The organism is Ensifer sp. (assembly GCF_035999185.1).
GTDB lineage: Bacteria > Pseudomonadota > Alphaproteobacteria > Rhizobiales > Rhizobiaceae > Ensifer.
Window position 1 is genome coordinate 38,321 of record NZ_DASYHB010000193.1, and the last position, 22,977, is coordinate 61,297.

Here is a 22,977-nt window from a genome sequence, read left to right on the forward strand (position 1 = left end):
ATAGCCCAATCAAATCGATTTAAATGTTGATGCGAGGCCCCCGGTATGGCGGATCGGAAATGCATTGCCCTGATTGCTCACGATCAGAAGAAGGACGACCTCGCGGCCTTTGCCAAGACGCACGAGGCGGTTCTGTCCGGCTGGCGCATCGTTGCGACCGGAACGACCGGCGGCCGGGTGCTTGATGTTTGTCCCAGGCTCGATATCACCCGGCTGAAAAGCGGGCCGCTCGGTGGCGACCAGCAGATCGGCGCGATGATCGCCACCGGCGAAGTGCAGCTGCTGATCTTCTTCGTCGATCCGCTGACGGCGATGCCGCACGACGTCGACGTCAAGGCGCTGATGCGGCTGGCGATTGTCTATGACATCCCGATGGCGCTCAATCGCGCGACCGCCGAGCAGCTGATCGACTTCAACCCAAAATCATGAGCGTGAACGCTTCTCACAGGCTAGAACGGGGTGCGGGTGCCAATCGTGAGCACTTTTCCTCATCCCTCTCTAGCTGCTAGACAACAATTGACCTGCCATGACGATCAGGATGGAGCTTGTGATGCCCGGCACCGTTGAAAACGCCTTCCCATTTCCGATCCTGATCGGCGATATCGGCGGCACCAACGCACGTTTCGCCCTGCTGCTCGACGCGTTTGCCGAGCCGAAGCAGTTGCCGCCGATCAAGACCGGCGATTTCGAGACGATCGAGGAGGCGCTGCAAAAGAGCATCCTCGACAAGACCTCGGTCCAACCGCGCTCCGCCATCCTGGCCGTGGCCGGGCCGATTCGTGGCGACGAGATTCCGCTTACCAATGCCGGCTGGGTGATCAAACCCAAGGACATGCTCTCGAAGCTTGGCTTGGAGGACGTGCTGATCATCAACGATTTCGAGGCGCAGGCGCTCGCGGTTGCCGCGCCCGCCGACGAGGATCTGGTGCAGATCGGCGGCGGCAGCGTTCGCCCGCTTACATCGCGCGTCGTGCTCGGTCCGGGTACGGGCCTTGGGGTCGGCGGCCTGGTCTTTGCGCAGCACACCTGGTTTCCGGTGCCGGGCGAGGGCGGCCATGTCGACATTGGCCCGCGCACGGAGCGTGATTTCCAGATCTGGCCCTTTCTCGAGCCGATCGAGGGCCGTATGGCCGGCGAGCAGATCCTCTGCGGTCGCGGCATCATGAACCTCTATCGCGCCGTCTGCGCGGCCGATGGCGTCGACCCGGTGCTGACAGACCCGGCGCAGGTCACCACAAACGCCCTTGCCGAGAATGACCGGGTGGCGGTTGAGACGATCTCGCTGTTCTCGACCTATCTCGGGCGGGTCGCCGGCGACATGGCGCTGATCTTCATGGCACGCGGTGGTGTTTTCCTGGCCGGCGGCATCTCGCAAAAGATCCTGCCGGCTTTGTTGAAGTCGCCTTTCCGGGCTGCCTTCGAAGACAAGGCGCCGCACACGGCGCTGATGAAGGCTATTCCGACCTTCGCCGTCATTCATCCGATGGCGGCGCTCTCGGGCTTGGCCGCCTTTGCGCGCACGCCACGGGATTTCGGTGTTGCAACCGAGGGACGCCGCTGGAGAAGCTGAGCCCAAGGCTTGCGCAAAGACTCGCCAAAGCGACATCAAACCACTATAGAGCCCGGGAAAGATCGGGCCGAATGCCGGCTCGAAAGAGTGGTTCCAGGGAAGACGGGCTTTTTGAGCGCCAGCAATAAAAAACAGCACGCGGTCGACTCCGATACGATCAGCGGTATCCTCAAGCGGGTCATCGCGGAAAACGGTCGCGACCATATTCGCGGCTATGCCTTTGCCATCGCTTGCCTCGCCGTCGTCGCTGCGACGACGGGCTTTACCGCCTCGATCATGGAAACCGTGATCAACGAGGCCTTCGCCAACAAACGGGCGGACATCGTTCTGCTCGTCTGCGGCGCAATCCTCGCTGCCTTCGTGCTGCGCGGCTTTGCCACCTACGGCCAGGCGGTTGCGCTTTCGAAAATCGGCAACAACATCGTCGCGCGCTACCAGCGCCGGCTTTACGCCCATCTGATGGCGCTCAGCGTCGGGTATTTCAACGAGACGCGATCGGCCCAGCTTGCGGCCCAGATCAGCCAGAATGTCAGCGGCATTCGCGATGTGCTCAACCTGACCGTCACCTCGATCGCCCGCGATCTCCTGACCCTGGTCGGCCTGGTTGGCGTTATGTTCGCCAAGGACTGGCTGCTGTCGATCATCGTCTTCGTTGCGGCGCCGCCGCTGCTGCTGGGCCTGCGCTATGTTTCCAAGCGCCTGCGTTCGGCAACCCGCGAATCGATCGAGGTCAACAGCCGCGTGCTCGGCGCGATGCAGGAGACGATCCAGGGCATCACCATCGTCAAGGCCTTTACGATGGAGAGCGAGCTTCGCGGCAAGGTCGAGACGATCATCGACCGTGCCGAAAACCGGGCAAACCGCATCGCCCGGCTGAGCGAGCGCACGGCGCCGATGACGGAAACCTTCGCGGGTCTGGCGATTTCCGCCGTGCTTGCCTATTCGGCCTTCCGCGCGATCTACGCCGACGTGCCGCCGGGCGCCTTCTTCGCTTTCGTCGTGGCGCTGCTGATGGCCTATGATCCGGCCCGACGTCTGGCGCGCCTTCAGGTGTCGCTCGAACGCGCCGCCGTCAACGCCCGCATGGTCTACGAGATCCTCGATACCGTTCCGCACCAGCGCGACAAGCCTGACGCCAAGGAACTGGCATTCACGAACGCTGCGGTCGAACTGCGCGACGTCCGCTTCCAGTACGCCAATGGCGACGAGGTTCTGAAAGGCGTCAGCTTCTTTGCCGAAGGCGGCAAGACGACCGCGCTCGTCGGTCCGTCCGGTGCAGGGAAATCGACGGTGATCAGTCTCATCCCGCGGTTCTACGATCCCTCCTTCGGTCAGATCCTGATCGACGGACAGGACATTGCCGACGTCACCAAGCAGTCGCTGCGCAAGGGCCTCGCCTATGTTTCGCAGCAGCCCTACCTCTTCGAAGGCTCTATCCGCGACAACATCCGCTACGGCCGGATCGATGCGACCGATGCCGAGATCGAGGAAGCGGCCCGCCTCGCTTACGCCCATGATTTCATTCTGGCGCAGCCGCAGGGGTACGACACGCCGGTCGGCGAGAACGGCATGACGCTGTCTGGCGGCCAGCGCCAACGCCTGTCGATTGCGCGGGCGCTCGTGCGCAATGCGCCGATCCTGTTGCTCGACGAGGCCACCTCGGCGCTCGACACGGAATCGGAAGCGGCGGTGCAGAAGGCGCTCGACCACGCCATGGACGGCCGTACCGTCATCGTCATCGCCCACCGCCTTTCGACCGTCGTCAACGCCGACAAGATCATCGTCATGAAGGATGGGTCGGTCGTGGAAGAGGGCACCCATGCCGAGCTTGCACGGCGACCGGACGGTCTCTACGCTCGGCTCCACAATCTCCAGGGCCAGTCGCCTGAAGGCCAGTCCCTGGAAGACCAGTCTCCCGAAGCGCCGGTCGGCGTCGAAATCCAGTAGCGGACAGAAGGAAGTCACCGATGGGCGCAGGCGATATGAAGCTCGTGGTGGTGGGTGCCGCAGGCCGCATGGGTCAGACGCTCATTCGCACCGTGCATGCCATGGACGGCGTCCGTCTGCATGCAGCCGTCGAGCGGCCGGGTTCCCCCTTCATCGGCAGGGATGCCGGCGAACTGGCCGGCCTTGGCCCGATCGGCGTGCCGGTCACGGACCAGCCGCTTGAGGCCTTCGTCGAAGCCGAGGGCGTGCTCGATTTCACCGCGCCTGCCGGTACGGTCGAGTTTGCCGGGCTCGCCGCCCAGGCCCGCATCGTTCATGTGATCGGCACCACCGGCTGCTCGCCCGACGATGACGCGAAGATCCGCGCTGCCGCGCGCCACGCGCGCATCGTCAAGTCGGGCAATATGAGCCTCGGCGTCAACCTGCTCGGCGTTCTCACGGAAAAGGCGGCGCGCGCGCTCGGTCCGGCCGACTGGGATATCGAAATTCTCGAAATGCACCACAAGCACAAGGTCGATGCGCCTTCGGGCACGGCGCTGCTTCTTGGCGAAGCCGCGGCAAAGGGGCGCGATATCGGCCTTGCCGAACACTCTGTGCGCGTGCGCGACGGCCACACGGGTCCGCGTCCGGTGGGCACGATCGGCTTTGCGACCCTGCGCGGCGGCTCGGTCATCGGCGAGCATTCGGTTATTCTTGCCGGCCAGGGCGAGCAGGTGACCCTGTCGCACAGCGCCACGGATCGGTCGATCTTCGCGCGCGGTGCCGTCACGGCCGCGCTTTGGGCGCGCAGCCAGAAGCCCGGCTTCTATTCGATGCTCGATGTTCTCGGGCTCAACTGACTTTCTCACTCTCAAGTCTCAAGGGGAATTCGACATGAGCGGTACTCTCGTCCTCGTCCGGCACGGCCAGAGCGACTGGAACCTGAAGAACCTGTTCACGGGCTGGCGCGATCCGGACCTGACGGAACTCGGCGTCGAGGAAGCCAAGGCCGGCGGCAAGGCGCTTGCCGATTACGGCATCAAGTTTGATGTCGCCTTTACCTCGTCGCTCATCCGCGCACAGCGCACCTGCCAGTTCGTGCTCGACGCAGTCGGCCAGTCCCAGCTCGAAACGATCCGCGACCAGGCGCTCAACGAGCGCGACTACGGCGATCTCTCGGGCCTCAACAAGGACGACGCCCGCGAGAAGTGGGGCGAAGAGCAGGTGCATATCTGGCGCCGCTCCTATGACATCCCACCTCCGGGCGGCGAAAGCCTGCGCGACACCGGCGCGCGCGTCTGGCCCTATTACCTGACCGAAATCCTGCCGCGTGTGCTGTCCGGCCAGAAGGTGCTGGTTGCCGCCCACGGCAACTCGTTGCGCTCACTGGTCATGGTGCTCGATCGCCTCACCAAGGAAGAGATCCTGAAGCTCAATCTCGCGACCGGCGTGCCGATGGTCTACAAGCTCAACGCCAATTCGACCGTCGCTTCCAAGGAAGTTCTGGGCGACATGTCTGCCGCTCACTGAGCGGTGGTGGCAATGGCTGAATGAAAAGGGGCGCATGGCGCCCCTTTTTGTTTCCGTCGGTGCCTAGACTGGCTTCAGATCGTACCGTCGGCCGCCATGCCGGCTTCCCAGCCAAGGATGGCGCGCTTGCGCGTCAGGCCCCAGTGATAGCCGGTCAGGTCGCCGCTCTTGCCGAGCGCGCGGTGGCACGGGACGACGAAGGAGATCGGGTTGCGGCCGACGGCGGCGCCCACGGCACGTGACGCCGTCGGCTGGCCGATATTTCCGGCGATGTTCGAATAGGTGGTGGCGCAGCCGAGGGGGATCTTCAACAGCGCCTGCCAGACCCGGATCTGGAAGTCGGAACCGATCAGGAAGATGCGCAACGGCTCGTCCTGGCGCCAGCGCGAGGATTCGAAAATGCGTGCGGCGTAGGAGGCCGTGGCCGCACTGTCTTCGACAAACGCAGCGTTTGGCCAGCGCTGCGCCATATCCTCGAAACTCGCCTGCTCGCCACCGGCATCGTTGAAGGCAAGGCCCGCCAGTCCGCGATCGGTGATCATGACGAGCGCCGTGCCAAAGGGGGAGGGGTGATAGCCGTAGCGGATCGTCAAACCCTCGCCACGCGCCTTCCATTCGCCCGGTGACATCGCCTCGTGGGTCACGAACAGGTCATGCAGGCGGCTAGGTCCCGATAGCCCCACCTCGATGCTGGTTTCGAGCAGCGGCAGGTCCTCCTGGCGCAGCAGGCGCTTGGCATGGTCGAGCGTCACGGCCTGAAGGAAAGCTTTCGGTGAAAGTCCGGCCCAGCGGGTGAAGACCTTCTGAAGCTGCGTTGGCGACTGCTTCAGGCGTTGTGCGACCGATTCGAGCGACGGCTGGTCGCGATAATCCTCGGTCAGCATCTCGATCACGCGGCTGACCGTATCGTAGTCGGTGCCCTTCGGCGTGATGTCGGTGGGTACGGATGTCGCAATGTTCATGGCTCTTCTCCTGTCATGCCACAGGTAACCATCTGTTGGTCTTCGCAGCCACCCGATTCTTGAGCGCATGCGAGCATTTGCAGCGTATTGGTCGATCTTCAGGCGTTAGCGGCGGCGAACGGTCGCAAGCGCGCCCGACAGCGCCAGCGCAAATGTCTCGCGATCGTCGCGATTGAGAAACGAGCCGATGTCGGTGCGACGGCCGCCGCCGCTGATCGTCATCGACACGATACCTATCTCCTGGTGTCGCGCGACGTTGAAGCGCGCCCAGAAGGGATTGAAACGGTGCTCGGTGATCTGTCCTGAGGGTGCGAACTTGCGCACGGATACGCCGGTTCTCGAGACGCTGACTTCTTCGCGGCTGAGCGCCGAGCGGTAGTTCAACCAGAAAGCGCCAAACAGAAGCAGGTAGTCGAGACCGAAAAAGAACACGATCGGCCAGGCGCCAATGATGAGAAAGACGACGGCGTGCACAACGCTCAAGAGCCCGGCGATCAGGAAAAAGATCTTGAAGCCTCGGCGCCCGAGCGAGCGATATGGCATGAGCTCGGCGGTAAAGACCGGCGTCTCCTCAGGCGGGGTGGTGGCGTTGCCATTGATCATCACCTTTGACTATAGATGCATCATGAAAAACGTGAAGCCGAAATTGCCCCCAGGTGCTGCGAAACTGCGCGCTGCAAAACCGAAGGCGAACCGCCGCGCAACACCACGGGTAAAGAGCCTGTACAGCCAGGACGAACTCAAGGAGATCTTCCGCCGCTTCTCGATCCAGCGCCCCGAGCCGAAGGGCGAGCTGGAGCACGTCAATCCGTTCACGCTCGTGGTTGCGGTCGCGCTCTCGGCGCAGGCGACGGATGCCGGCGTCAACAAGGCAACGCGCGCGCTCTTTGCCATCGCCGACACGCCCGAAAAGATGCTGGCTCTCGGCGAGGAGAAGGTGCGGGTCTACATCAAGACCATCGGGCTTTTTCGCAACAAGGCCAAGAACGTCATCGCGCTCAGCGAGAAGCTGATCCGGGATTTTGGCGGCGAAGTGCCGCGCACGCGCGAAGAACTGGTGACCTTGCCCGGGGTTGGGCGCAAGACCGCGAACGTCGTGCTCTCCATGGCCTTCGGCCAATCGACGATCGCCGTCGATACCCACATCCTGCGCATTGCCAACCGCCTCTGTCTGGCACCGGGCAAGACCCCGGACGAGGTGGAAGACAAGCTCATCAGGATCATTCCGGACGAGTATCTCTACCACGCGCATCACTGGCTGATCCTGCACGGGCGCTATTGCTGCAAGGCGCGCAAGCCCGAATGCGAGCGCTGCGTCATCGCCGACATCTGCAAGTCGCCGGAAAAGACCTGCGACGTCCCAGCCGCGCTTGTCGAGCTGCCGCCGCAGATCATTTCGGCGGCGAGCTGACGCCTGCCGGCATTGCGGCGGCCGGCTCCTACGTCGATACCATGCGATCGATCAGCGTGCCGATCGTTTCCGCATAAAGGTCTGTCGACGCGCCGTCGGCAATGTCGAGCGCAGCGCGATCGAAAGCGGCCGACAGCAACGACGCCATGGCCGAGAGCTTGTCAGCCGGAACGACAGTCGGCGCCATCGCTTCGGCGATACCTTCCTCGAGGGTTCTCTGCGCATTGGCCGCATCGATCGCCATCATCGCGTGCTTGCCGAGCACGGCCGGTCCATCGAGCAGAAGCAGCCGGATGCGCCCCGGCTCCCGCATGGCCTCGAAATAGGCTCGGCCGCCGACCTTCAGCGCATCGCGCGCGGTGAGACCATCGGCCGTCGCCTGCTCGATCGATGCCGCCACATCGCGTGACTCTCGTTCCGCCACGGCGTGAAACAACGCCTTCTTGTCTTCGAAGTGGTGATAGAGCGCGCCGCGCGTGAGACCGGCCGCCGAAACGATATCCGGCGTGGACGTTTCGGCATATCCCTTTGCGACGAAGAGACCGCGAGCGGCGTCGAGGATCGCGGCGCGTGTCGTATCGGATCGCTCGCGATTGGAGCGGCGGGGACTCTCTTGTTGCATACATGCAGCCTGTATGTTAATTAAAGATACATACAGATTGTATGATATTGCCAAAGCGAGGAAAAGCCATGAAATCGACGAGCTACTATCCAGTGATCATGACATCTGACGTCGCGACAACGGCCGCATTCTATGTAGAGCATTTTCGGTTCCAGGCACTCTTCACCAGCGACTGGTACATACACCTGCAATCGATCGAGGATGAGCATGTGACGCTTGCCATCCTTGATTATCGCCACGAGACGATACCGGAGGAAGCCCGCACGCCGGCGCGCGGCCTTCTGCTGAATTTCGAGGTCGAGGATCCCGATCGCATCTACCAGCAGGCGCTTGCTGCCGGCCTGCCTATTCTGAAAACATTGCGCGACGAGGACTTCGGGCAACGCCATTTCATCACCGCAGACCCGAACGGCGTGCTGATCGACGTCATCAAGCCCATACCGCCGAGCGCAGAATTCGCCGCCGCCTATGAAGAAAGCGCACTTCCCACTGCGTGATGCGGCCAGCACGCGTCTTTTGTCTTCCAAATGGCCGGAAAACCGGTATTAACGAACACCGGCCATCACGGAGACCGGACGAGGTTCATGACAAAATACGACGTGCTGACGATCGGCAACGCCATCGTTGATATCATCGCGCGCTGCGACGATGCCTTCCTGACAGAAAACGGCATCATCAAAGGCGCCATGAACCTCATCGATGCCGAGCGAGCCGAGTTGTTGTACTCGCGCATGGGCCCGGCCGTGGAAGCATCCGGCGGCAGCGCCGGAAACACGGCGGCCGGCGTTGCGAGCCTCGGCGGCCGCGCCGCCTATTTCGGCAAGATCGCCAGCGACCAGCTCGGCGAGATCTTCGCTCACGACATTCGCGCCCAGGGCGTCTACTTCGAGACGAAACCGCTCGAAAGCGTGCCGCCGACCGCCCGCTCGATGATTTTCGTCACCGAGGACGGCGAGCGTTCGATGAACACCTATCTCGGCGCCTGCGTCGAACTCGGCCCGGAAGACGTCGAAGCCGACGTCGTTGCCCAGTCGAAGGTGACCTATTTCGAAGGTTATCTCTGGGATCCGCCGCGCGCCAAGGATGCGATCCGCGAAACCGCCCGCATTGCCCACGAAAACGGCCGCGAAACCGCGATCACCCTTTCCGACAGCTTCTGCGTTCACCGTTATCGCGACGAGTTCCTCGAACTCATGCGCTCCGGCACGGTCGACATCGTTTTTGCCAACAAGCAGGAAGCCCTGGCGCTCTATGAGACCGAGGATTTCGAGCTGGCGCTGGAAAAGCTGTCGAAGGACTGCAAGCTTGCAGCCGTGACGCTCAGCGAAGAAGGCTCAGTCGTCGTGCGCGGTAAAGAGCGGGTCCGCGTCGGCGCGACGCCGATCGCACAGGTGGTCGATACGACCGGCGCCGGCGACCTCTATGCCGCAGGCTTCCTGCATGGTTACACGACCGGGCGTTCGCTCGAAGACTGCAGCAAGCTCGGAAACCTTGCGGCCGGCATCGTCATCGGCCAGATTGGTCCGCGGCCAATGGTGTCGCTGGCAACGGCCGCCAAGCAGGCCGACCTCGCCTGATCATCCCGTTCGGGAAAACTTGCGAAAAGCGGCGTGGCCTTACTTGAAGGCCTCGCCCGGATAGGCGCCCCAGATTTCGCTCTGGGCGATCCAGCCTTCGACACCTTGCGTCTCCGCATGGCACCAGTCGCCGTTGCACTCGCCGACATGGACGATGACCCCCGGCTCCATGCGGGCCACGATCGGGGACGTGCCCTGCGGGTCGCGGCGCATGTTGACGAAAACGCCTTCGCCCTTGCCGCGCATCCATGGGGCGGCGACGGCGGTGCGGTCACCGGACAGCAGCGCCTGGTTGACCCAGCCTTCGGTGCCGTCGGCGTCACGGATTCGGCGCCAGTTGTCGTATTCCTGGATGATCTCGACCGGCACGCCCGGCTTCATGTAGCGGAAGGCGACGGCGTAATCGACGCTCGGGCCGATCCTGAGATTGACGCTCTTGGACTTGAGGCTGACGAAACGCGGTAGCGGCAGTCCGCTGGCGCCCTTGGCGGCTTGAGCGTAAGCCGCCGATGCCATGATCCCGGCGCCCAGGCAGGCGGCGATCAACGAGAGCGAGAATCTGGAAATGACGTGACGCATGACGAAGCTCATCTTCCGTGGCAACAGCTTTTTGCAGGCGCAGTTCACTGGAGGTCCAGAGTGCCGGCTGAAATCGCGGGGACGACGACGCGAGTTTTGTTTGTCTTCCCGGTGGGGTCTGGTAGAAATTGCGACTACAGGGAGACAGTATCGCCCAACTTGGTTAAGGACCCGTCAACAAGGCCCGTCGCAGCAATGACAAGCAAGAAGAAGCCCACGGTCTACATCACCCGTAAACTGCCCGATATCGTCGAGACGCGCATGCGCGAACTCTTCGATGCGGAGCTCAACATTGACGATACGCCACGCAGCCAGCCGGAGCTCGTCGCAGCGGTCAAGCGCGCCGACGTGCTGGTGCCGACGGTGACCGACCGCATCGACGCGGCGTTGATCGAGCAGGCCGGCCCGCAGCTGAAGCTGATCGCCAGCTTTTCGAACGGCGTCGACAATATCGATGTCGATGCCGCTGCCCGCAAGGGCATCACCGTCACCAACACGCCGAACGTGCTGACGGAAGACACCGCCGACATGGCGATGGCACTGATCCTCGCGGTACCGAGAAGGCTCGCCGAAGGTGCGCAGATCCTGACCGACCGCAAGGGCGAATGGGCGGGCTGGTCGCCGACCTGGATGCTTGGCCGCCGCATTGCCGGAAAACGCATCGGCATCGTCGGCATGGGCCGCATCGGCACGGCGGTCGCCCGCCGCGCCAAGGCTTTCGGCCTTTCGATCCATTACCATAACCGCCATCGGGTGAAGGCCGAAACCGAAGAGATGCTGGAGGCGACCTATTGGGACAGCCTCGACCAGATGCTCGCCCGGGTCGACATCGTCTCGGTCAACTGCCCCTCGACACCGGCAACCTATCACCTGCTGTCTGCCCGGCGGCTCGCGCTGATGCGGCCGGACAGCTACATCGTCAACACCGCCCGCGGCGGCATCATCGACGAGACGGCGCTGATCAAGAGCCTGCGCGAAGGCAAGATCGCCGGTGCCGGCCTCGACGTCTTCGAGAACGAACCGGCCGTCAATCCGAAGCTGATCAAGCTTGCCGGTGAGGGCAAGGTCGTACTCCTGCCGCATATGAGCTCGGCGACGCTCGAAGGCCGCGTCGACATGGGCGAGAAGGTGGTGATCAACATCCGCACCTTCTTTGACGGCCACCGGCCACCGGACCGCGTGCTGCCCGGCCGCGACTGATCCGAGTGTCGCTACACGGCGCTGCCGCAGAGGCAGCACTTCTAGCGCTGACGGCCTAAAGCAATTTGCGCATCTCGATCGCTGTCGGCCGGATGAAGCCGGGATGGCACATCGTTCCGGTCTGAACGAAACCGCAGGCGCCGAACGCGCGGTGGTTCTCGACCAGTTCGACACGGGTCAGCAACCTCAGGGCGGGAAGCTCAAGCGCTCTTGCCGTCGCTTCCGCCTCTGCCAGGAGCATGCGTCCGATGCCTTTGCCCTGGGCGTCCGGCGCCACTGCGAGCTTACCGACGTAAAGACAATCGCTTTCCGGCTTCAGGAACACGCAGCCGACAAGGCGGTCGCCGTCGCTGGCGCCGAAGGCGATCTCTTCAGCAACCTTCTGTCGCAGCGTTTCGATATCAAGTGCATGCGCCGACGACGGTGGGTCGATGCGTCCGTCCATGGAGGCGAAGGCGTCACGGATCAACGCCAGCAGTGCGTCATGCCGGTCGAAACGTTGGTCGATGCGAAAGATCTGCATGGCGGCTCTCAAGAGTTGGAAGGCGCGCGGGCGTTCGGGTTGCGCTATGCCCGGCGGCGATACCGGATCGTGTTGAACTGAGCCGTCAGCGCGTCATACATCAAGAGTCGTCCGACCAGAGGCTCGCCGAAGCCGGCGATCACCTTGATCGCTTCCATCGCCTGCAGCGTGCCGATGACGCCGGTGAGCGCGCCGACGATACCGGCCTCGGCGCAGGAGGGCACGACGCCGGCTGGCGGCGGTTCGGGAAAGAGATCGCGATAGGACGGGTTCGGCCGTCCGTCAGGACCGGCGCGATAGGGCATCAGCACCGTCAGCGAACCGTCGAAGCGGCCGACGGCGCCGGTCACCAGCGGGATGCCGACAGAAGCTGCCGTATCGGCGGCGAGATAACGCGTGTCGAAATTGTCCGATCCGTCGATCACAAGATCGTACTGCCGGAACAGCGCCTCGGCATTGTCAGGCTCGAGCCGCAGCCGGTGTTCGTCGACGCCGACATGCGGGTTGAGTGACCCGATGGCTTCGGCTGCCCTTTCGACCTTGGCGCGATCGATGTCCTCGGTGCGATGAATGATCTGCCGCTGCAGGTTGGAGAGCGCGACCGTGTCGTCGTCGACGATGCCGATCCGGCCGACGCCTGCCGCGGCAAGATAGACGAGAACCGGGGCGCCGAGCCCGCCGGCGCCAATCACCAGAACGCGTGCCGCCTTGAGCTTCTGCTGCCCCGCGCCGCCGATCTCCGGCAGTATGATATGGCGGGCGTAGCGGGCGATCTCCGATTGGTCGAGCTTGTTCTCACCGGTCATGGCCACATCCTCCTCATCCCGCTCTTGCTTATCCCGTAACGCTGCCATGAGAAACGGTCAGAAACCGGCCGCGTTCCCCGAGCGCCTCGAACATCGCCTGGTCGGTTCCGGTCATGAAGGCCTGGCCGCCCAGGTCGTCGACGAGATCGAACAGAGCGGCGCGCCGGTTGACGTCGAGATGCGCGGCGATCTCGTCGAGCAGCAGCACCGGCGCGTGACCGGTCATGTCGCCGACCAGGCGCGCATGCGCCAGCACCAGGCCGACGAGCAGGGCCTTCTGCTCGCCAGTCGAACAGCGCGCGGCCTCCATGTCCTTCTTGCGGTGACGGACAAGCAGGTCGCTGCGATGCGGTCCGTCGAGCGTTCGGCCGGCCGCCGCGTCGCGTGGCCGCCCGTCGCGCAGCATCGTCAGATATTGCTCTTCCAGGTCGTAGGCGGGGCGATGGGCTTCGTCGTCGAGAAAACCCGAGAGCGTCAGGTGGGCCGAAGGGAAGACGCTTTCGTCGACATTCCGTTCGACGAGCGCGGTCAAGAGGCCCAGCATCTCCTGCCGCGCCAGCGCCATGGAAACGCCAAGCCCGGCCATCTCGCGCTCGATCGCCGTCAACCAGGCCGGATCCGGGCGAAACTCGCTGAGCAGCCGGTTGCGGCTGCGCATGGCCCGGTCGAATTCGCTGGCGCGCCGGCCATGTTCCGGATCGAGCGAGAGCACGAGACGATCGAGGAAGCGGCGGCGATCGGAGGAGGAGCCGGTAAAGAGCCCGTCCATCGACGGCGTCAGCCAGAGCACGCGCAGGTGGTCGGTCAGTTCGTCGACGGTCGCAGCCGGTGTGCCGTTCAGCCGCAGCCGCCGGGATTGCCCTTCCGTCACGCCGGCGGTGCCGGTGCCGATCTCGACCGTTCCCTCCATGCCCTCGACTTCGGCAAAGACCGAGAACCCGTCGCTCGCGCCGACACGGCTTACGTCGGCATAGGCGGCGCGTCTCAAGCCGCGCCCGGGCGACAGGAGCGAGACCGCCTCCATCAGGTTGGTCTTGCCGGCGCCGTTCTCCCCCGTCAGCACCACATGGCGCTGGTCGAGCTCCAGCGAGAGGGCCGCATAGTTGCGGAACTCCGTGAGCTTCAGGCGATTGAGGTAGACCTTGTGTGGCATCGGCAGTCCGGATTCGACAGTGGGCGCCAGCTAGGACGAAAGCGCGTATCAAGGCAAGACGAAATGGCCAAGGTGCCTCGATCGCCTGAGATCGGTCGATATCGGCAGGGGAAAGGCGCGAAACCCCTTTGATTCGGTGCTTTTCATAAAGCACACGGTGAAATATGACAGCCACATGACAATCCACAGATGGATACACGTGTGATGCTGGCCTGGTTCCGCAAACTTCTTCCCCGCGAAGATCGCTTCTTCGATCTCTTCGCCAATCATTCGCGCACCGTCGTCGGTGCCGCCGATGCGCTCGACAAGCTGCTCGCCGGTGGCGACGACATGGAAAAACACTGCGACAGGATCGTCGCGCTCGAGGACGAAGCGGATCACATCACCGCGGAAGTGCTGCTGGCGGTCCGTCGCTCGTTCATCACGCCGTTTGACCGTGGCGACATCAAGGACCTGATCCAGTCGATGGACGACGCCATCGACATGATGCACAAGACGGTCAAGACGATCCGGCTCTACGAGCAGAAGAGCTTCGATCCCGGCATGCGCGAAATGGGGACCACGGTCGTCAAGGCCGCCCATCTGATCGCCGAGGCCATTCCGCTGCTCGACCGCATCGGCGTCAACCACGCGCGCCTCATTGCCATTGCCGAAGAGATCACCCGCATCGAGGGCCGCTCCGACGAGCTGCACGACCAGGGCCTCAAGGACCTGTTCCGTCGCCACGGCGCCAGCAACCCGATGGCCTACATCATCGGCAGCGAGATCTACGGCGAGCTCGAAAAGGTGGTCGATCGCTTCGAGGACGTCGCGAATGAAATCAGCGGCATCGTGATCGAGAACGTCTGATGGATGCGACGCTCGCCTTTCCGTTGCTCGTCGGGCTGATCGGCATCGCGCTGTTCTTCGACTTCCTGAACGGTCTGCACGATGCTGCCAACTCCATCGCGACGATCGTCTCGACGCGGGTGCTGAGGCCGCAATATGCGGTCATGTGGGCGGCCTTCTTCAACTTCATCGCCTTCCTGTTCTTTGGCCTGCACGTGGCCGAGACGCTCGGCAAGGGCATCATCGATCCCGGCATCGTCACGCCGCTGGTGATCTTCTCGGCGCTGATCGGGGCGATCGTCTGGAACATCGTCACCTGGCTCTTCGGCATCCCGTCGAGTTCGTCGCATGCGCTCATCGGCGGCCTCGTCGGCGCCGGCCTTGCCAGCACCGGTTTCAGTTCCATCGTTTGGACCGGGCTTCTGAAAACCGTCGGCGCCATCTTCATGTCACCGGCGATCGGCTTCTTCCTGGCGCTGCTCCTGGTGTTGATCGTCTCGTGGATTTTCGTGCGTCAGACGCCGTTTGCCGTCGACCGCACCTTCCGCGTGATGCAGTTCATCTCGGCCTCGCTCTATTCGCTCGGCCATGGCGGCAACGACGCGCAGAAGACCATGGGCATCATCGCGGTGCTGCTCTACTCGCAGGGCTATCTCGGCTCGGAGTTCTACGTACCGTTCTGGGTGGTGATCACCTGCCAGGCGGCGATTGCGCTCGGCACGCTGTTCGGCGGCTGGCGCATCGTGCACACGATGGGCTCGAAGATCACCAGGCTCAACCCGATGCAGGGCTTCTGCGCCGAAACCGGCGGGGCGATCACGCTCTTTGCCGCCACCTGGCTCGGCATCCCGGTCTCGACCACGCACACCATCACCGGCGCGATCATCGGTGTCGGTGCTGCCCGTCGTGTCTCGGCGGTGCGCTGGGGCCTTGCCGGCAACATCGTCATTGCCTGGTTCATCACCATGCCGGCGGCAGCGGCGATCTCGGCGCTGAGCTATTTTGCGATCGATCTGATCTTCTGATTGAAGCACGTCTCCCGCCTGCCTGGCAGGCGGGAGATCGCATCATTTCTCGACCCGCGGGGCAGGCATGTCGCGGCCGCCCTGATGCAAGGTCAGGCTTTCGGCCCGCTTGCCATTGAGCGTGAAGCTGATCTGCGCATCGATGAGCTTCGTGAAGAAGCGATGTTCGGCCTCAGGCACGATTTCCAACCGATCCTGGCCGGTTGCCTGGGCAAACAGCCGGTCTCCTTCGCGAAAGATCGTCAGCTCGAACCCGGGCCCCAGCCGGTATGTGCCGAGATAGGCGTCGTAGGTGGCCGGGTCGATTGCAATGGCTGCACGTCTGGCGGCCAATGGAGCGTTGCGATCGAGCAGATGGCGGCCGATGTCGTCGACGCCGACTTCGGTTGACGCATTGGACAGGGCCACGACGCCGACGCCGGTCGACGGACGGTAGCCGACGAAGGATCGATAGCCACCGGTCCCGCCATTGTGCCAGACGATCTGATCGCCGCCCTTGCCCGAGACCACCCAACCGAGCGCTTGCTGATCGTTATCGCCGTTGCCAATCGGCGCTCGGGTCGCCAAAAGGGACGCAAAGGCAGGCGTCAGTGGCGACGGCCTCTTTCCCATGGCCGCTTCGAGAAAAACCAGCATGTCGTCGGCGGTCGAGCGCAGTGCGCCCGCACCCTGCAGGCTGGCCAGCTGCCAGTCGCTGGCAGGCTCCAGCGCCGCGTCATGGCCCTTTGCCTGCCGCCCGGCCCAATCAGGCTGCTGCGTGATTGCCGTGTCCTTCAGGCCAAGCGGCCCTGAGATCCGGCTTGCGACGAGATCTTCGTAGGAAAGACCGGCCTTCAGTCCGAGCGCGTGGCCGAGAAGGCCGGCGCCGAGATTGGAGTATTCATTTTCGACGCCTGGTCGCCGGGTCGGCTGATGAGCGGACAGGAAAGCATAGAGCTTGGCGACGTCATAGTCGGCGTAGGGGTCGCTGTCGTCGGCCGGCGCCAGATTGTCCGGTAGCCGTGGCAGACCGGACATGTGCGTCGCCAGGTGCTGAAGCGTGATCGGCGCCTGCTGGTCGCGCATCGTCACATCAGGTGGGAGCAGCGAGGAAACAGGCGTGTCGAGGCGCAGTTCCCCCTTTTCGATCGCGTCGGCGAGCAGCAGCGCCGTGAAGACTTTTGTGACCGAACCGATCTCGAAGACGGTCTGGCCATCGACCGGGCGCGCATCGCCCTTGGCCGGATGGCCGTGCGCGACGATGCGCCGTCCGTTGGCATCGACGATGCCGACCACGATGCCGACCGACTGCTGCTGCTTGTCGATCCGATCGGTGAGGATTTCCAGGATTTCAGGGTTGGTTGGCGTTGTGGAAGGAGGGCTCGCGTGAGCGGTGGTGCCAAGCGTCATAAGGACGATCCAATTGAGAAAAACGTGCCGCATGATCAAAATATAGGAAACCAATTTGGGGTTGTAATGGGAGGCGATGACAATGTCAGACGAATTCGAACAAGATCTGTTCGAGATCCGAACGACAGTGGGTGTGGCAAGATCTGCGACGACGATTGCACCGAGATTGCACGGAACCGCTCACGGATCCCAATAGGGCGGATCGCCAAAGGTTTCCTTGAGGTGCTGGGCGATCGCTCGGAGCTTGGCCGAGGCGCGCCGGCCTTCGGCATGGGCCATGTAGATGAATTCCGGCTCCGGCCTCAGCCCGACATCGATTGCACGAAGCTGACCGTTCCGTACGGCAGGACCGGCGATGAAGGCTGGCAGGAGAGCGATGCCGAGCCCGGCAACGGCCGCGTCGAGTATCATGTCGCCATTGTTCATGCCGAGCGCGAGGTGTGCCCGCACGACGCTCGCACCCGCCGGTCCCTCGAAGCGCCAGTCGGCCGCACCCCGGTTGGTGTAGAAGATGCCACGATGGCCTTCGAGTTCGCCAAGCGAAGCGGGCGTGCCGTTGCGCTCGAGATAGTCAGGCGAAGCGACGAGCAGCCGATGACTGCTGGCGAGCTTCCACACGACAAGCCGGGAATCGGCAATCGCGCCGTGGCGCACGATGGCGTCGTAACCTTCGGAGGCGGCATCCACCCGGCGGTCGTCGAGGTCGAGCGTCAGCTCGATGTCCGGGTGGCGCGCCAGAAAGGGGTAAAGCGCAGGACCGAGATGTCTTCGGCCGAAGCTCACGGGCGCGGAGATCCTGAGCGGGCCCGTCAGAAGGCCGCGGCGTTCGGCAAGGTCGCTCGCGGCAGCCTGTACTTCGCTGACGATCCTGATCGCGCGCTCGCGAAACGCGATGCCGTCTTCCGTGAGCGTCAGCTTGCGCGTCGTGCGGTGAAGCAAGGTCGCATTGAGGCCGCGCTCCAGTTCTGCCACTCTTTCGCTGACGACGGATTTCGACAGGCGCAGGCGCCGCGCCGCCTCGCTGATCGAGCCGGCCTCGGCAACGGCGACAAAGGCCGCTATTCCTTCAATTTTCATCATCGTTCGGGTTTTCCGAATTCGAGTTCCAGGATTGGAAGACTAATCCGAACGATCGTTTTCCGCCATAACTGTCTGCATTCGAGGACGGCAGCAAGCAACGCCGCTCTTCTCTTCAACCCAACGAGAGGACTTTCACCATGTCACGTTTGCAGAACAAGACGGCACTCATCACCGGCGGCACCAGCGGCATCGGTCTTGAAACCGCACGCCAGTTCATCTCCGAGGGCGCCCGCGTCGCCGTTACCGGCACCAATCCGAAGAACATTGCCGAGGCCCGCGCCATCCTTGGCGACGGCGCTTTGATCATCGAGGCCGATGCCGGCAATGTTGCCGGTCAGGCCGCCGTCGCCGAAAAGATCCGCGCTGCCTTCGGCACGCTCGATATCCTGTTCGTCAATGCCGGTATTGCCAAGCTGCAGCCGATCGAGCAGTGGGACGAGGCAAGCTTCGACCGCTCGCTCGCCATCAACCTCAAGGGCCCGTACTTCCTGATCCAGGCGCTGCTTCCGGTGTTCTCCAAGCCCGCCTCGATCGTGCTCAACACCTCGATCAACGCCCACATCGGCATGCCGACCTCGAGCGTCTACGCACTGACCAAGGCGGGGCTGCTGTCGCTGGCAAAGACGCTTTCCGGCGAACTGATTGGCCGCGGTATCCGGGTCAATGCCGTCAGCCCGGGGCCGGTGCGCACGCCGCTTCATGACGGCCACGCCCCGACCGTTGAGGAAAACAAGCAGGTCGTCGATGCGATTGCGGCGCAGATCCCGCTCGGCCGGTTCGGCAATGCCAGCGAGATCGCCAAGGCAGTGGTCTTCCTTGCCTCCGACGAAGCCGCCTTCACTGTCGGCGCCGAGCTGATCATCGATGGCGGCATGGCGACGCTCTGATCGCGTCTCAACGAACGGAACTCAAGCGCCGCGTGTCCGATCGGATGCGCGGCGCCGCCCGTTTGCTGGCACCCACCGCGGCGACCGTTGGCATCGCTGGTGGCAAGGAGTATATTTCTTTGGTCTAATAAAATGCATCCAATCGCAAGAAGTCGACTGAGATCGAGCACCGATCAGATCCGAGGAGGAGACGATGACGAGTGTCAGATGGATGATGAAGGGGCGCGAGTTCGTTCACTGCAACTGCGCCTATGGCTGCCCCTGCCAGTTCAATGCGCTGCCAACCAAAGGGCACTGCAGTGCGGTCGGCGCCTTCGAGATCGAGGAAGGTTTTCATGGCGACACGCGGCTCGACGGGCTTCGCTGCGGCATGATTGCCGCCTGGCCGGGCGCGATCCACGAGGGCAGGGGGCAGGTGGTGCCGATCATCGACATCCGTGCCACGGCCGAGCAGCGCGGAGCACTTCTGCGCATCATGAGCGGCGAGGATACCGAGCCGGGCGCGACCTTCTTCCAGGTCTTTGCGACCACGTTCGAGACCATGCATGACCCGGTCTTCGCCGAGATCAACTTCGACGTGAACGTGAGCGCACGCACCGCCAGCCTGAACGTGCCGGGCTGGCTTGTCGCGCGTGGCGAACCCATCCTCAATCCGGTGACCGGCGCTTCCCATCAGGCCCGCATCAATCTCCCCGACGGTTTCGAATACGATGTCTGCGAGGTCGGGCGCGGCTGGGCCGATACGAGCGGGCCGTTGACGCTGTCCCTTGCCGATTCGCACGCCCACTTCGCCACCCTGCATCTGACTGGAAGCGGCGTGGTCCACTAGCGCCGATGTCTGACACGGCACTCGAAACCCTGCTCAGACGCGACCGCGCCATCGTCGCTGGCGCCTTGATCACGGTGACGCTGGCGAGTTGGCTTTACATCCTTTGGCTGGCATCGGCCATGGACATGGCCGGCACGGGTGCCGCGGCAGGTGCGACAGCCACGGGCTCCGGCATGTCCATGGAAGGCATGGACATGCCGATGGACATGCCAATGGACATGCCAATGAACGGAGGCGAGGGCGCGACGATGGCCGCGGACGCCCGCGCCTGGACCCTGGTAACCTTTGCCTATGCCTTCGTCATGTGGGCGGTGATGATGGTCGGCATGATGGTGCCGTCGGCGACGCCGATGATCCTGCTCTATGCCCGCGTCGGGCGGCAAGCCGCCCAGCAGGGAAAGCCGTTTGCGGCGACCGGATTTTTCGCATGCGGCTACCTCGCGGCCTGGACGGTTTTCGCGCTTGTCGCCGCCTTCCTGCAGTGGCTGCTCGACCGCGCCCTGCTGCTGACGCCGGCACTATCGAGCGCAAGCCAGCTTCTGAGTGGTGTGGCGCTGATCGCGATCGGACTGTTTCAGTGGACGCCGCTCAAGGATCGGTGTCTTAGCCAATGCCAGTCGCCACTCATCTTCATCCAGAACCATGGCGGCTTTCGCCGGGAGGCGGGCGCTGCCTTCAGCCTGGGGATCCGGCACGGGCTCTATTGCGTCGGCTGTTGCTGGGCGCTGATGGCGCTTCTGTTCGTCGGCGGGGTGATGAATGTTCTCTGGATCGCCGCGATCGCCATCTTCGTGCTCGCCGAGAAGGTCGTTCCGGGTGGCAGGTTCCTGTCCCGTTTCGCGGGCGCAGCGCTCGTGGTGGCCGGGTTTTGGCAGCTTGCGGTCATGATCTGAAACGAAAGCGCCGCGCAACCGTCTCCGGCGCGCGGCGCTGAACCAGCCAATGGCTGGCAACGTTAGTCGCTCAGCGTATCGAAGAAATCCTTCATCCGGGCAAAGAAGCCGGTCGACTCCGGATTGTTGTCCTTCGACGAGATCTGTTCGAATTCCTGCAGTAGCTCGCGCTGGCGCTTGGTCAGCTTCTGCGGCGTCTCGATCTGGATCTGGATGTAGAGATCGCCGGATTGCGCCGAGCGCAGCACCGGCATGCCCTTGCCCTTCAAGCGGAACTGCTTGCCGGCCTGGGTGCCCTCGGGAACCGTGACGCGCGACTTGGTGCCGTCGAGCGTGGTCACATCGAATTTGCCGCCAAGGGCTGCCGTCGTCATCGAGATCGGCACGCTACAATAAAGGTCGGCGCCGTCACGCTGGTAGAACTCGTGCGGCCTGACCGACAGGAAGATGTAGAGATCGCCCGCCGGACCGCCGCGAAGACCCGCTTCGCCTTCGCCCGAGAGCCGGATGCGTGTTCCGTCCTCGATGCCGGCTGGAATGTTGACCGAGAGCGTGCGCTCTTCGGTAACACGACCCTGGCCATGGCACTTGCCGCAGGGGTCGCTGATCGTCTGGCCGCGGCCGCCGCAGGTGGGGCAGGTGCGTTCGATCGAGAAGAAGCCTTGAGCGGCGCGCACGCGGCCGGAGCCGTGACAGGTGCCGCAGGTCTTGGGGCTGGTGCCGGGCTTGGCACCGGAGCCGGTGCAGACGTCGCAGGTGATCGAGGTCGGAACCCGGATCTGCGCGGTCTTGCCGCCAAAGGCTTCCTCGAGCGAGATCTCCATGTTGTAGCGAAGGTCTGCGCCGCGTTCGCGGCCACCGGACGAGCGCCGCTGGCGCCCACCGCCCATCATCTCGCCGAAGATGTCTTCGAAGATGTCGGAGAAACCACCGGCGCCAGCGCCCGCGCCGCCGAAGCCGTTGCCCATGCCGCCCTGCTCGAAGGCCGCGTGGCCATAGCGGTCGTAGGCAGCCCGCTTCTGCGGGTCCTTGAGGGTCTCGTAGGCCTCGTTGATTTCCTTGAAGGTCTTCTCCGAAGCCGCATCACCGGGGTTCTTGTCCGGATGATATTTCATCGCGAGCTTGCGGAAGGCGCTCTTCAGCTCCTTCTCGTCGGCGTTCTTCGCAACACCAAGCGTTTCGTAGAGATCACGTTTCATTCGTCGAAGATTGTCCTGTTGGCAGGCGTGCCAGCGCGATGGCTCGGCGGCTGCCCGATTACCTTGCCACCGATTTAGTAAACCTTGAAGCGGGATACCATAGCCCGAACGGCGGCAGATGCGGTTTTTTGTCGTAAAACGTACGTTTACCGCGGGTCGCGGCCGCTCGCACCGATGTCCCCTGCGCTGTCAGGCGGTTCAGCTCATAAAAAAGCCCGGGCGAACCCGGGCTTTTCGTCTGATCGAAGAAGCGGATTAGGCCGAACGCTTGCGGTCGTCCTCGTCGTTGACTTCTTCGTAGTCGGCATCGACGACGTCGCCGTCGCGCGCGGCATCAGCGGCAGCGTCCGCATGGGCGGCGTCCGTCTGCTGCGCTTCATAGATCGCCTGGCCGAGCTTCATGGATACTTCCATGAGCGTGTTGGTCTTGGCCTTGATGTCCTCGGCGTCCGGCTCGGAGGCCTCGACGGCGGTCTTCAGCGCGGCAATCGCGTCGGAGATCGCCTTGCGGTCCGTTTCCGAAACCTTGTCACCGTAATCCTTCAGCGACTTCTCGCTGGAGTGGATCAGGCTTTCGGCCTGGTTCTTGGCTTCGACACCTTCGCGGCGCTTCTTGTCCACTTCGGCATTGGCCTCGGCGTCCTTGACCATCTTCTCGATGTCGGCGTCGGAGAGACCACCGGATGCCTGGATGCGGATCTGGTGTTCCTTGCCGGTGCCCTTGTCCTTGGCCGAAACCTGGACGATGCCGTTGGCGTCGATGTCGAAGGTGACTTCGATCTGCGGCATGCCGCGCGGTGCCGGCGGAATGCCGACGAGGTCGAACTGGCCGAGCAGCTTGTTGTCTGCTGCCATTTCACGCTCGCCCTGGGAGACGCGGATCGTCACGGCCGACTGGTTGTCGTCGGCGGTCGAGAAGGTCTGCGACTTCTTGGTCGGGATCGTGGTGTTGCGTTCGATCAGGCGGGTGAAGACGCCACCGAGCGTT

General features: G+C 63.4%; 25 protein-coding genes. 14 read left to right on the forward strand and 11 right to left on the reverse strand.

The features are described from left to right. The first annotated feature begins 45 nt into the window (after positions 1 to 45). The 5 genes from VGO04_RS26015 to VGO04_RS26035 all read left to right on the forward strand — a co-directional run bounded on the left by VGO04_RS26015 (position 46) and on the right by VGO04_RS26035 (position 5,026). Complete coding sequence (locus VGO04_RS26015; protein WP_327498851.1) at positions 46 to 429, forward strand: methylglyoxal synthase; 384 nt, start codon at positions 46 to 48, stop codon at positions 427 to 429. Between the two features lie 121 nt (positions 430 to 550). Beyond that, positions 551 to 1,570: a glucokinase gene (locus VGO04_RS26020; protein WP_327498852.1), complete on the forward strand. Its 1,020-nt coding sequence runs from the start codon at positions 551 to 553 to the stop codon at positions 1,568 to 1,570. 111 nt (positions 1,571 to 1,681) lie between these two features. After that, positions 1,682 to 3,517 (forward strand): ABC transporter ATP-binding protein, encoded by a 1,836-nt coding sequence (locus VGO04_RS26025; protein ID WP_327498853.1) that lies wholly within the window; start codon positions 1,682 to 1,684, stop codon positions 3,515 to 3,517. A gap of 20 nt (positions 3,518 to 3,537) precedes the next feature. Next, entirely contained in the window at positions 3,538 to 4,356 is an 819-nt protein-coding gene (dapB, locus tag VGO04_RS26030; RefSeq protein WP_327498854.1) for a 4-hydroxy-tetrahydrodipicolinate reductase, read from the forward strand. 34 nt (positions 4,357 to 4,390) lie between these two features. Then, positions 4,391 to 5,026 carry a 2,3-bisphosphoglycerate-dependent phosphoglycerate mutase gene (locus tag VGO04_RS26035; protein WP_327498855.1) on the forward strand — a complete coding sequence of 212 codons (636 nt, stop codon included), beginning with the start codon at positions 4,391 to 4,393 and terminating at the stop codon, positions 5,024 to 5,026. Between the two features lie 74 nt (positions 5,027 to 5,100). On the opposite strand, the gene VGO04_RS26040 is transcribed toward VGO04_RS26035, so the two are convergent. Together VGO04_RS26040 and VGO04_RS26045 are read right to left on the reverse strand one after the other, a co-directional pair. Next, entirely contained in the window at positions 5,101 to 5,988 is an 888-nt protein-coding gene (locus tag VGO04_RS26040) for a bifunctional helix-turn-helix domain-containing protein/methylated-DNA--[protein]-cysteine S-methyltransferase (protein WP_327498856.1), read from the reverse strand. A 105-nt stretch (positions 5,989 to 6,093) separates the two neighbouring features. Continuing rightward, entirely contained in the window at positions 6,094 to 6,591 is a 498-nt protein-coding gene (locus VGO04_RS26045) for a DUF2244 domain-containing protein (RefSeq protein ID WP_327498857.1), read from the reverse strand. Positions 6,592 to 6,613: 22 nt separating this feature from the next. On the opposite strand from VGO04_RS26045, the gene nth reads away from it, so the two are divergent. Then, complete coding sequence (gene nth / locus VGO04_RS26050) at positions 6,614 to 7,399, forward strand: endonuclease III (RefSeq protein WP_327498858.1); 786 nt, start codon at positions 6,614 to 6,616, stop codon at positions 7,397 to 7,399. A 28-nt stretch (positions 7,400 to 7,427) separates the two neighbouring features. Here nth and VGO04_RS26055 read toward each other — a convergent pair whose 3' ends face one another. Then, entirely contained in the window at positions 7,428 to 8,021 is a 594-nt protein-coding gene (locus VGO04_RS26055; protein WP_327498859.1) for a TetR/AcrR family transcriptional regulator, read from the reverse strand. Positions 8,022 to 8,089: 68 nt separating this feature from the next. Between VGO04_RS26055 and VGO04_RS26060 the strand changes: the two genes are divergently transcribed. Continuing rightward, positions 8,090 to 8,518, forward strand: a complete 429-nt coding sequence (locus tag VGO04_RS26060; RefSeq protein WP_327498860.1) for a VOC family protein — start codon at positions 8,090 to 8,092, stop codon at positions 8,516 to 8,518. Positions 8,519 to 8,605: 87 nt separating this feature from the next. After that, a complete protein-coding gene (locus VGO04_RS26065; protein ID WP_327498861.1) occupies positions 8,606 to 9,598 on the forward strand; it encodes an adenosine kinase in 993 nt (330 codons plus the stop codon). Positions 9,599 to 9,637: 39 nt separating this feature from the next. Here the strand turns inward: VGO04_RS26065 and VGO04_RS26070 are convergent, their stop codons facing one another. Further along, positions 9,638 to 10,189, reverse strand: coding sequence for an SH3 domain-containing protein (locus VGO04_RS26070; protein WP_327498862.1), 552 nt, complete (start codon positions 10,187 to 10,189; stop codon positions 9,638 to 9,640). A 183-nt stretch (positions 10,190 to 10,372) separates the two neighbouring features. Here VGO04_RS26070 and VGO04_RS26075 point away from each other — a divergent pair, with 183 nt between their 5' ends. Beyond that, positions 10,373 to 11,377, forward strand: a complete 1,005-nt coding sequence (locus VGO04_RS26075) for a D-glycerate dehydrogenase (RefSeq protein WP_327498863.1) — start codon at positions 10,373 to 10,375, stop codon at positions 11,375 to 11,377. A 55-nt stretch (positions 11,378 to 11,432) separates the two neighbouring features. Here VGO04_RS26075 and VGO04_RS26080 read toward each other — a convergent pair whose 3' ends face one another. From VGO04_RS26080 to recF, 3 genes are read right to left on the reverse strand one after another with little or no spacing between them, the layout of a single operon-like run. Further along, a complete protein-coding gene (locus tag VGO04_RS26080) occupies positions 11,433 to 11,900 on the reverse strand; it encodes a GNAT family N-acetyltransferase (RefSeq protein ID WP_327498864.1) in 468 nt (155 codons plus the stop codon). A gap of 44 nt (positions 11,901 to 11,944) precedes the next feature. Continuing rightward, entirely contained in the window at positions 11,945 to 12,706 is a 762-nt protein-coding gene (locus VGO04_RS26085) for a molybdopterin-synthase adenylyltransferase MoeB (RefSeq protein WP_327498865.1), read from the reverse strand. A gap of 28 nt (positions 12,707 to 12,734) precedes the next feature. Continuing rightward, on the reverse strand, positions 12,735 to 13,859 hold the full coding sequence (gene recF / locus VGO04_RS26090) for a DNA replication/repair protein RecF (protein ID WP_327498866.1): 1,125 nt from the start codon (positions 13,857 to 13,859) through the stop codon (positions 12,735 to 12,737). Between the two features lie 204 nt (positions 13,860 to 14,063). Between recF and VGO04_RS26095 the strand changes: the two genes are divergently transcribed. Continuing rightward, positions 14,064 to 14,708, forward strand: a complete 645-nt coding sequence (locus VGO04_RS26095) for a DUF47 domain-containing protein (RefSeq protein ID WP_327498875.1) — start codon at positions 14,064 to 14,066, stop codon at positions 14,706 to 14,708. After that, entirely contained in the window at positions 14,708 to 15,712 is a 1,005-nt protein-coding gene (locus tag VGO04_RS26100) for an anion permease (protein WP_327498867.1), read from the forward strand. Before VGO04_RS26095 ends, VGO04_RS26100 begins: the two co-directional genes overlap by 1 nt. Positions 15,713 to 15,754: 42 nt before the next feature. On the opposite strand, the gene VGO04_RS26105 is transcribed toward VGO04_RS26100, so the two are convergent. Next, a complete protein-coding gene (locus VGO04_RS26105) occupies positions 15,755 to 17,101 on the reverse strand; it encodes a serine hydrolase (protein ID WP_327498868.1) in 1,347 nt (448 codons plus the stop codon). 180 nt (positions 17,102 to 17,281) lie between these two features. Next, on the reverse strand, positions 17,282 to 18,181 hold the full coding sequence (locus VGO04_RS26110) for a LysR family transcriptional regulator (protein WP_327498869.1): 900 nt from the start codon (positions 18,179 to 18,181) through the stop codon (positions 17,282 to 17,284). A 137-nt stretch (positions 18,182 to 18,318) separates the two neighbouring features. Here VGO04_RS26110 and VGO04_RS26115 point away from each other — a divergent pair, with 137 nt between their 5' ends. The 3 genes from VGO04_RS26115 to VGO04_RS26125 all read left to right on the forward strand — a co-directional run bounded on the left by VGO04_RS26115 (position 18,319) and on the right by VGO04_RS26125 (position 20,790). After that, positions 18,319 to 19,068 carry an SDR family oxidoreductase gene (locus tag VGO04_RS26115; RefSeq protein WP_327498870.1) on the forward strand — a complete coding sequence of 250 codons (750 nt, stop codon included), beginning with the start codon at positions 18,319 to 18,321 and terminating at the stop codon, positions 19,066 to 19,068. A gap of 193 nt (positions 19,069 to 19,261) precedes the next feature. Beyond that, positions 19,262 to 19,897, forward strand: coding sequence for a DUF1326 domain-containing protein (locus VGO04_RS26120; RefSeq protein WP_327498871.1), 636 nt, complete (start codon positions 19,262 to 19,264; stop codon positions 19,895 to 19,897). Positions 19,898 to 19,902: 5 nt separating this feature from the next. Beyond that, positions 19,903 to 20,790: a DUF2182 domain-containing protein gene (locus VGO04_RS26125; protein ID WP_327498872.1), complete on the forward strand. Its 888-nt coding sequence runs from the start codon at positions 19,903 to 19,905 to the stop codon at positions 20,788 to 20,790. Between the two features lie 62 nt (positions 20,791 to 20,852). On the opposite strand, the gene dnaJ is transcribed toward VGO04_RS26125, so the two are convergent. Both dnaJ and VGO04_RS26135 read right to left on the reverse strand, forming a co-directional pair. Continuing rightward, a complete protein-coding gene (gene dnaJ, locus VGO04_RS26130) occupies positions 20,853 to 21,989 on the reverse strand; it encodes a molecular chaperone DnaJ (RefSeq protein WP_327498873.1) in 1,137 nt (378 codons plus the stop codon). Between the two features lie 255 nt (positions 21,990 to 22,244). After that, positions 22,245 to 22,977: Hsp70 family protein (locus VGO04_RS26135; protein ID WP_327498874.1), on the reverse strand; the 733-nt coding region annotated here is incomplete at its 5' end.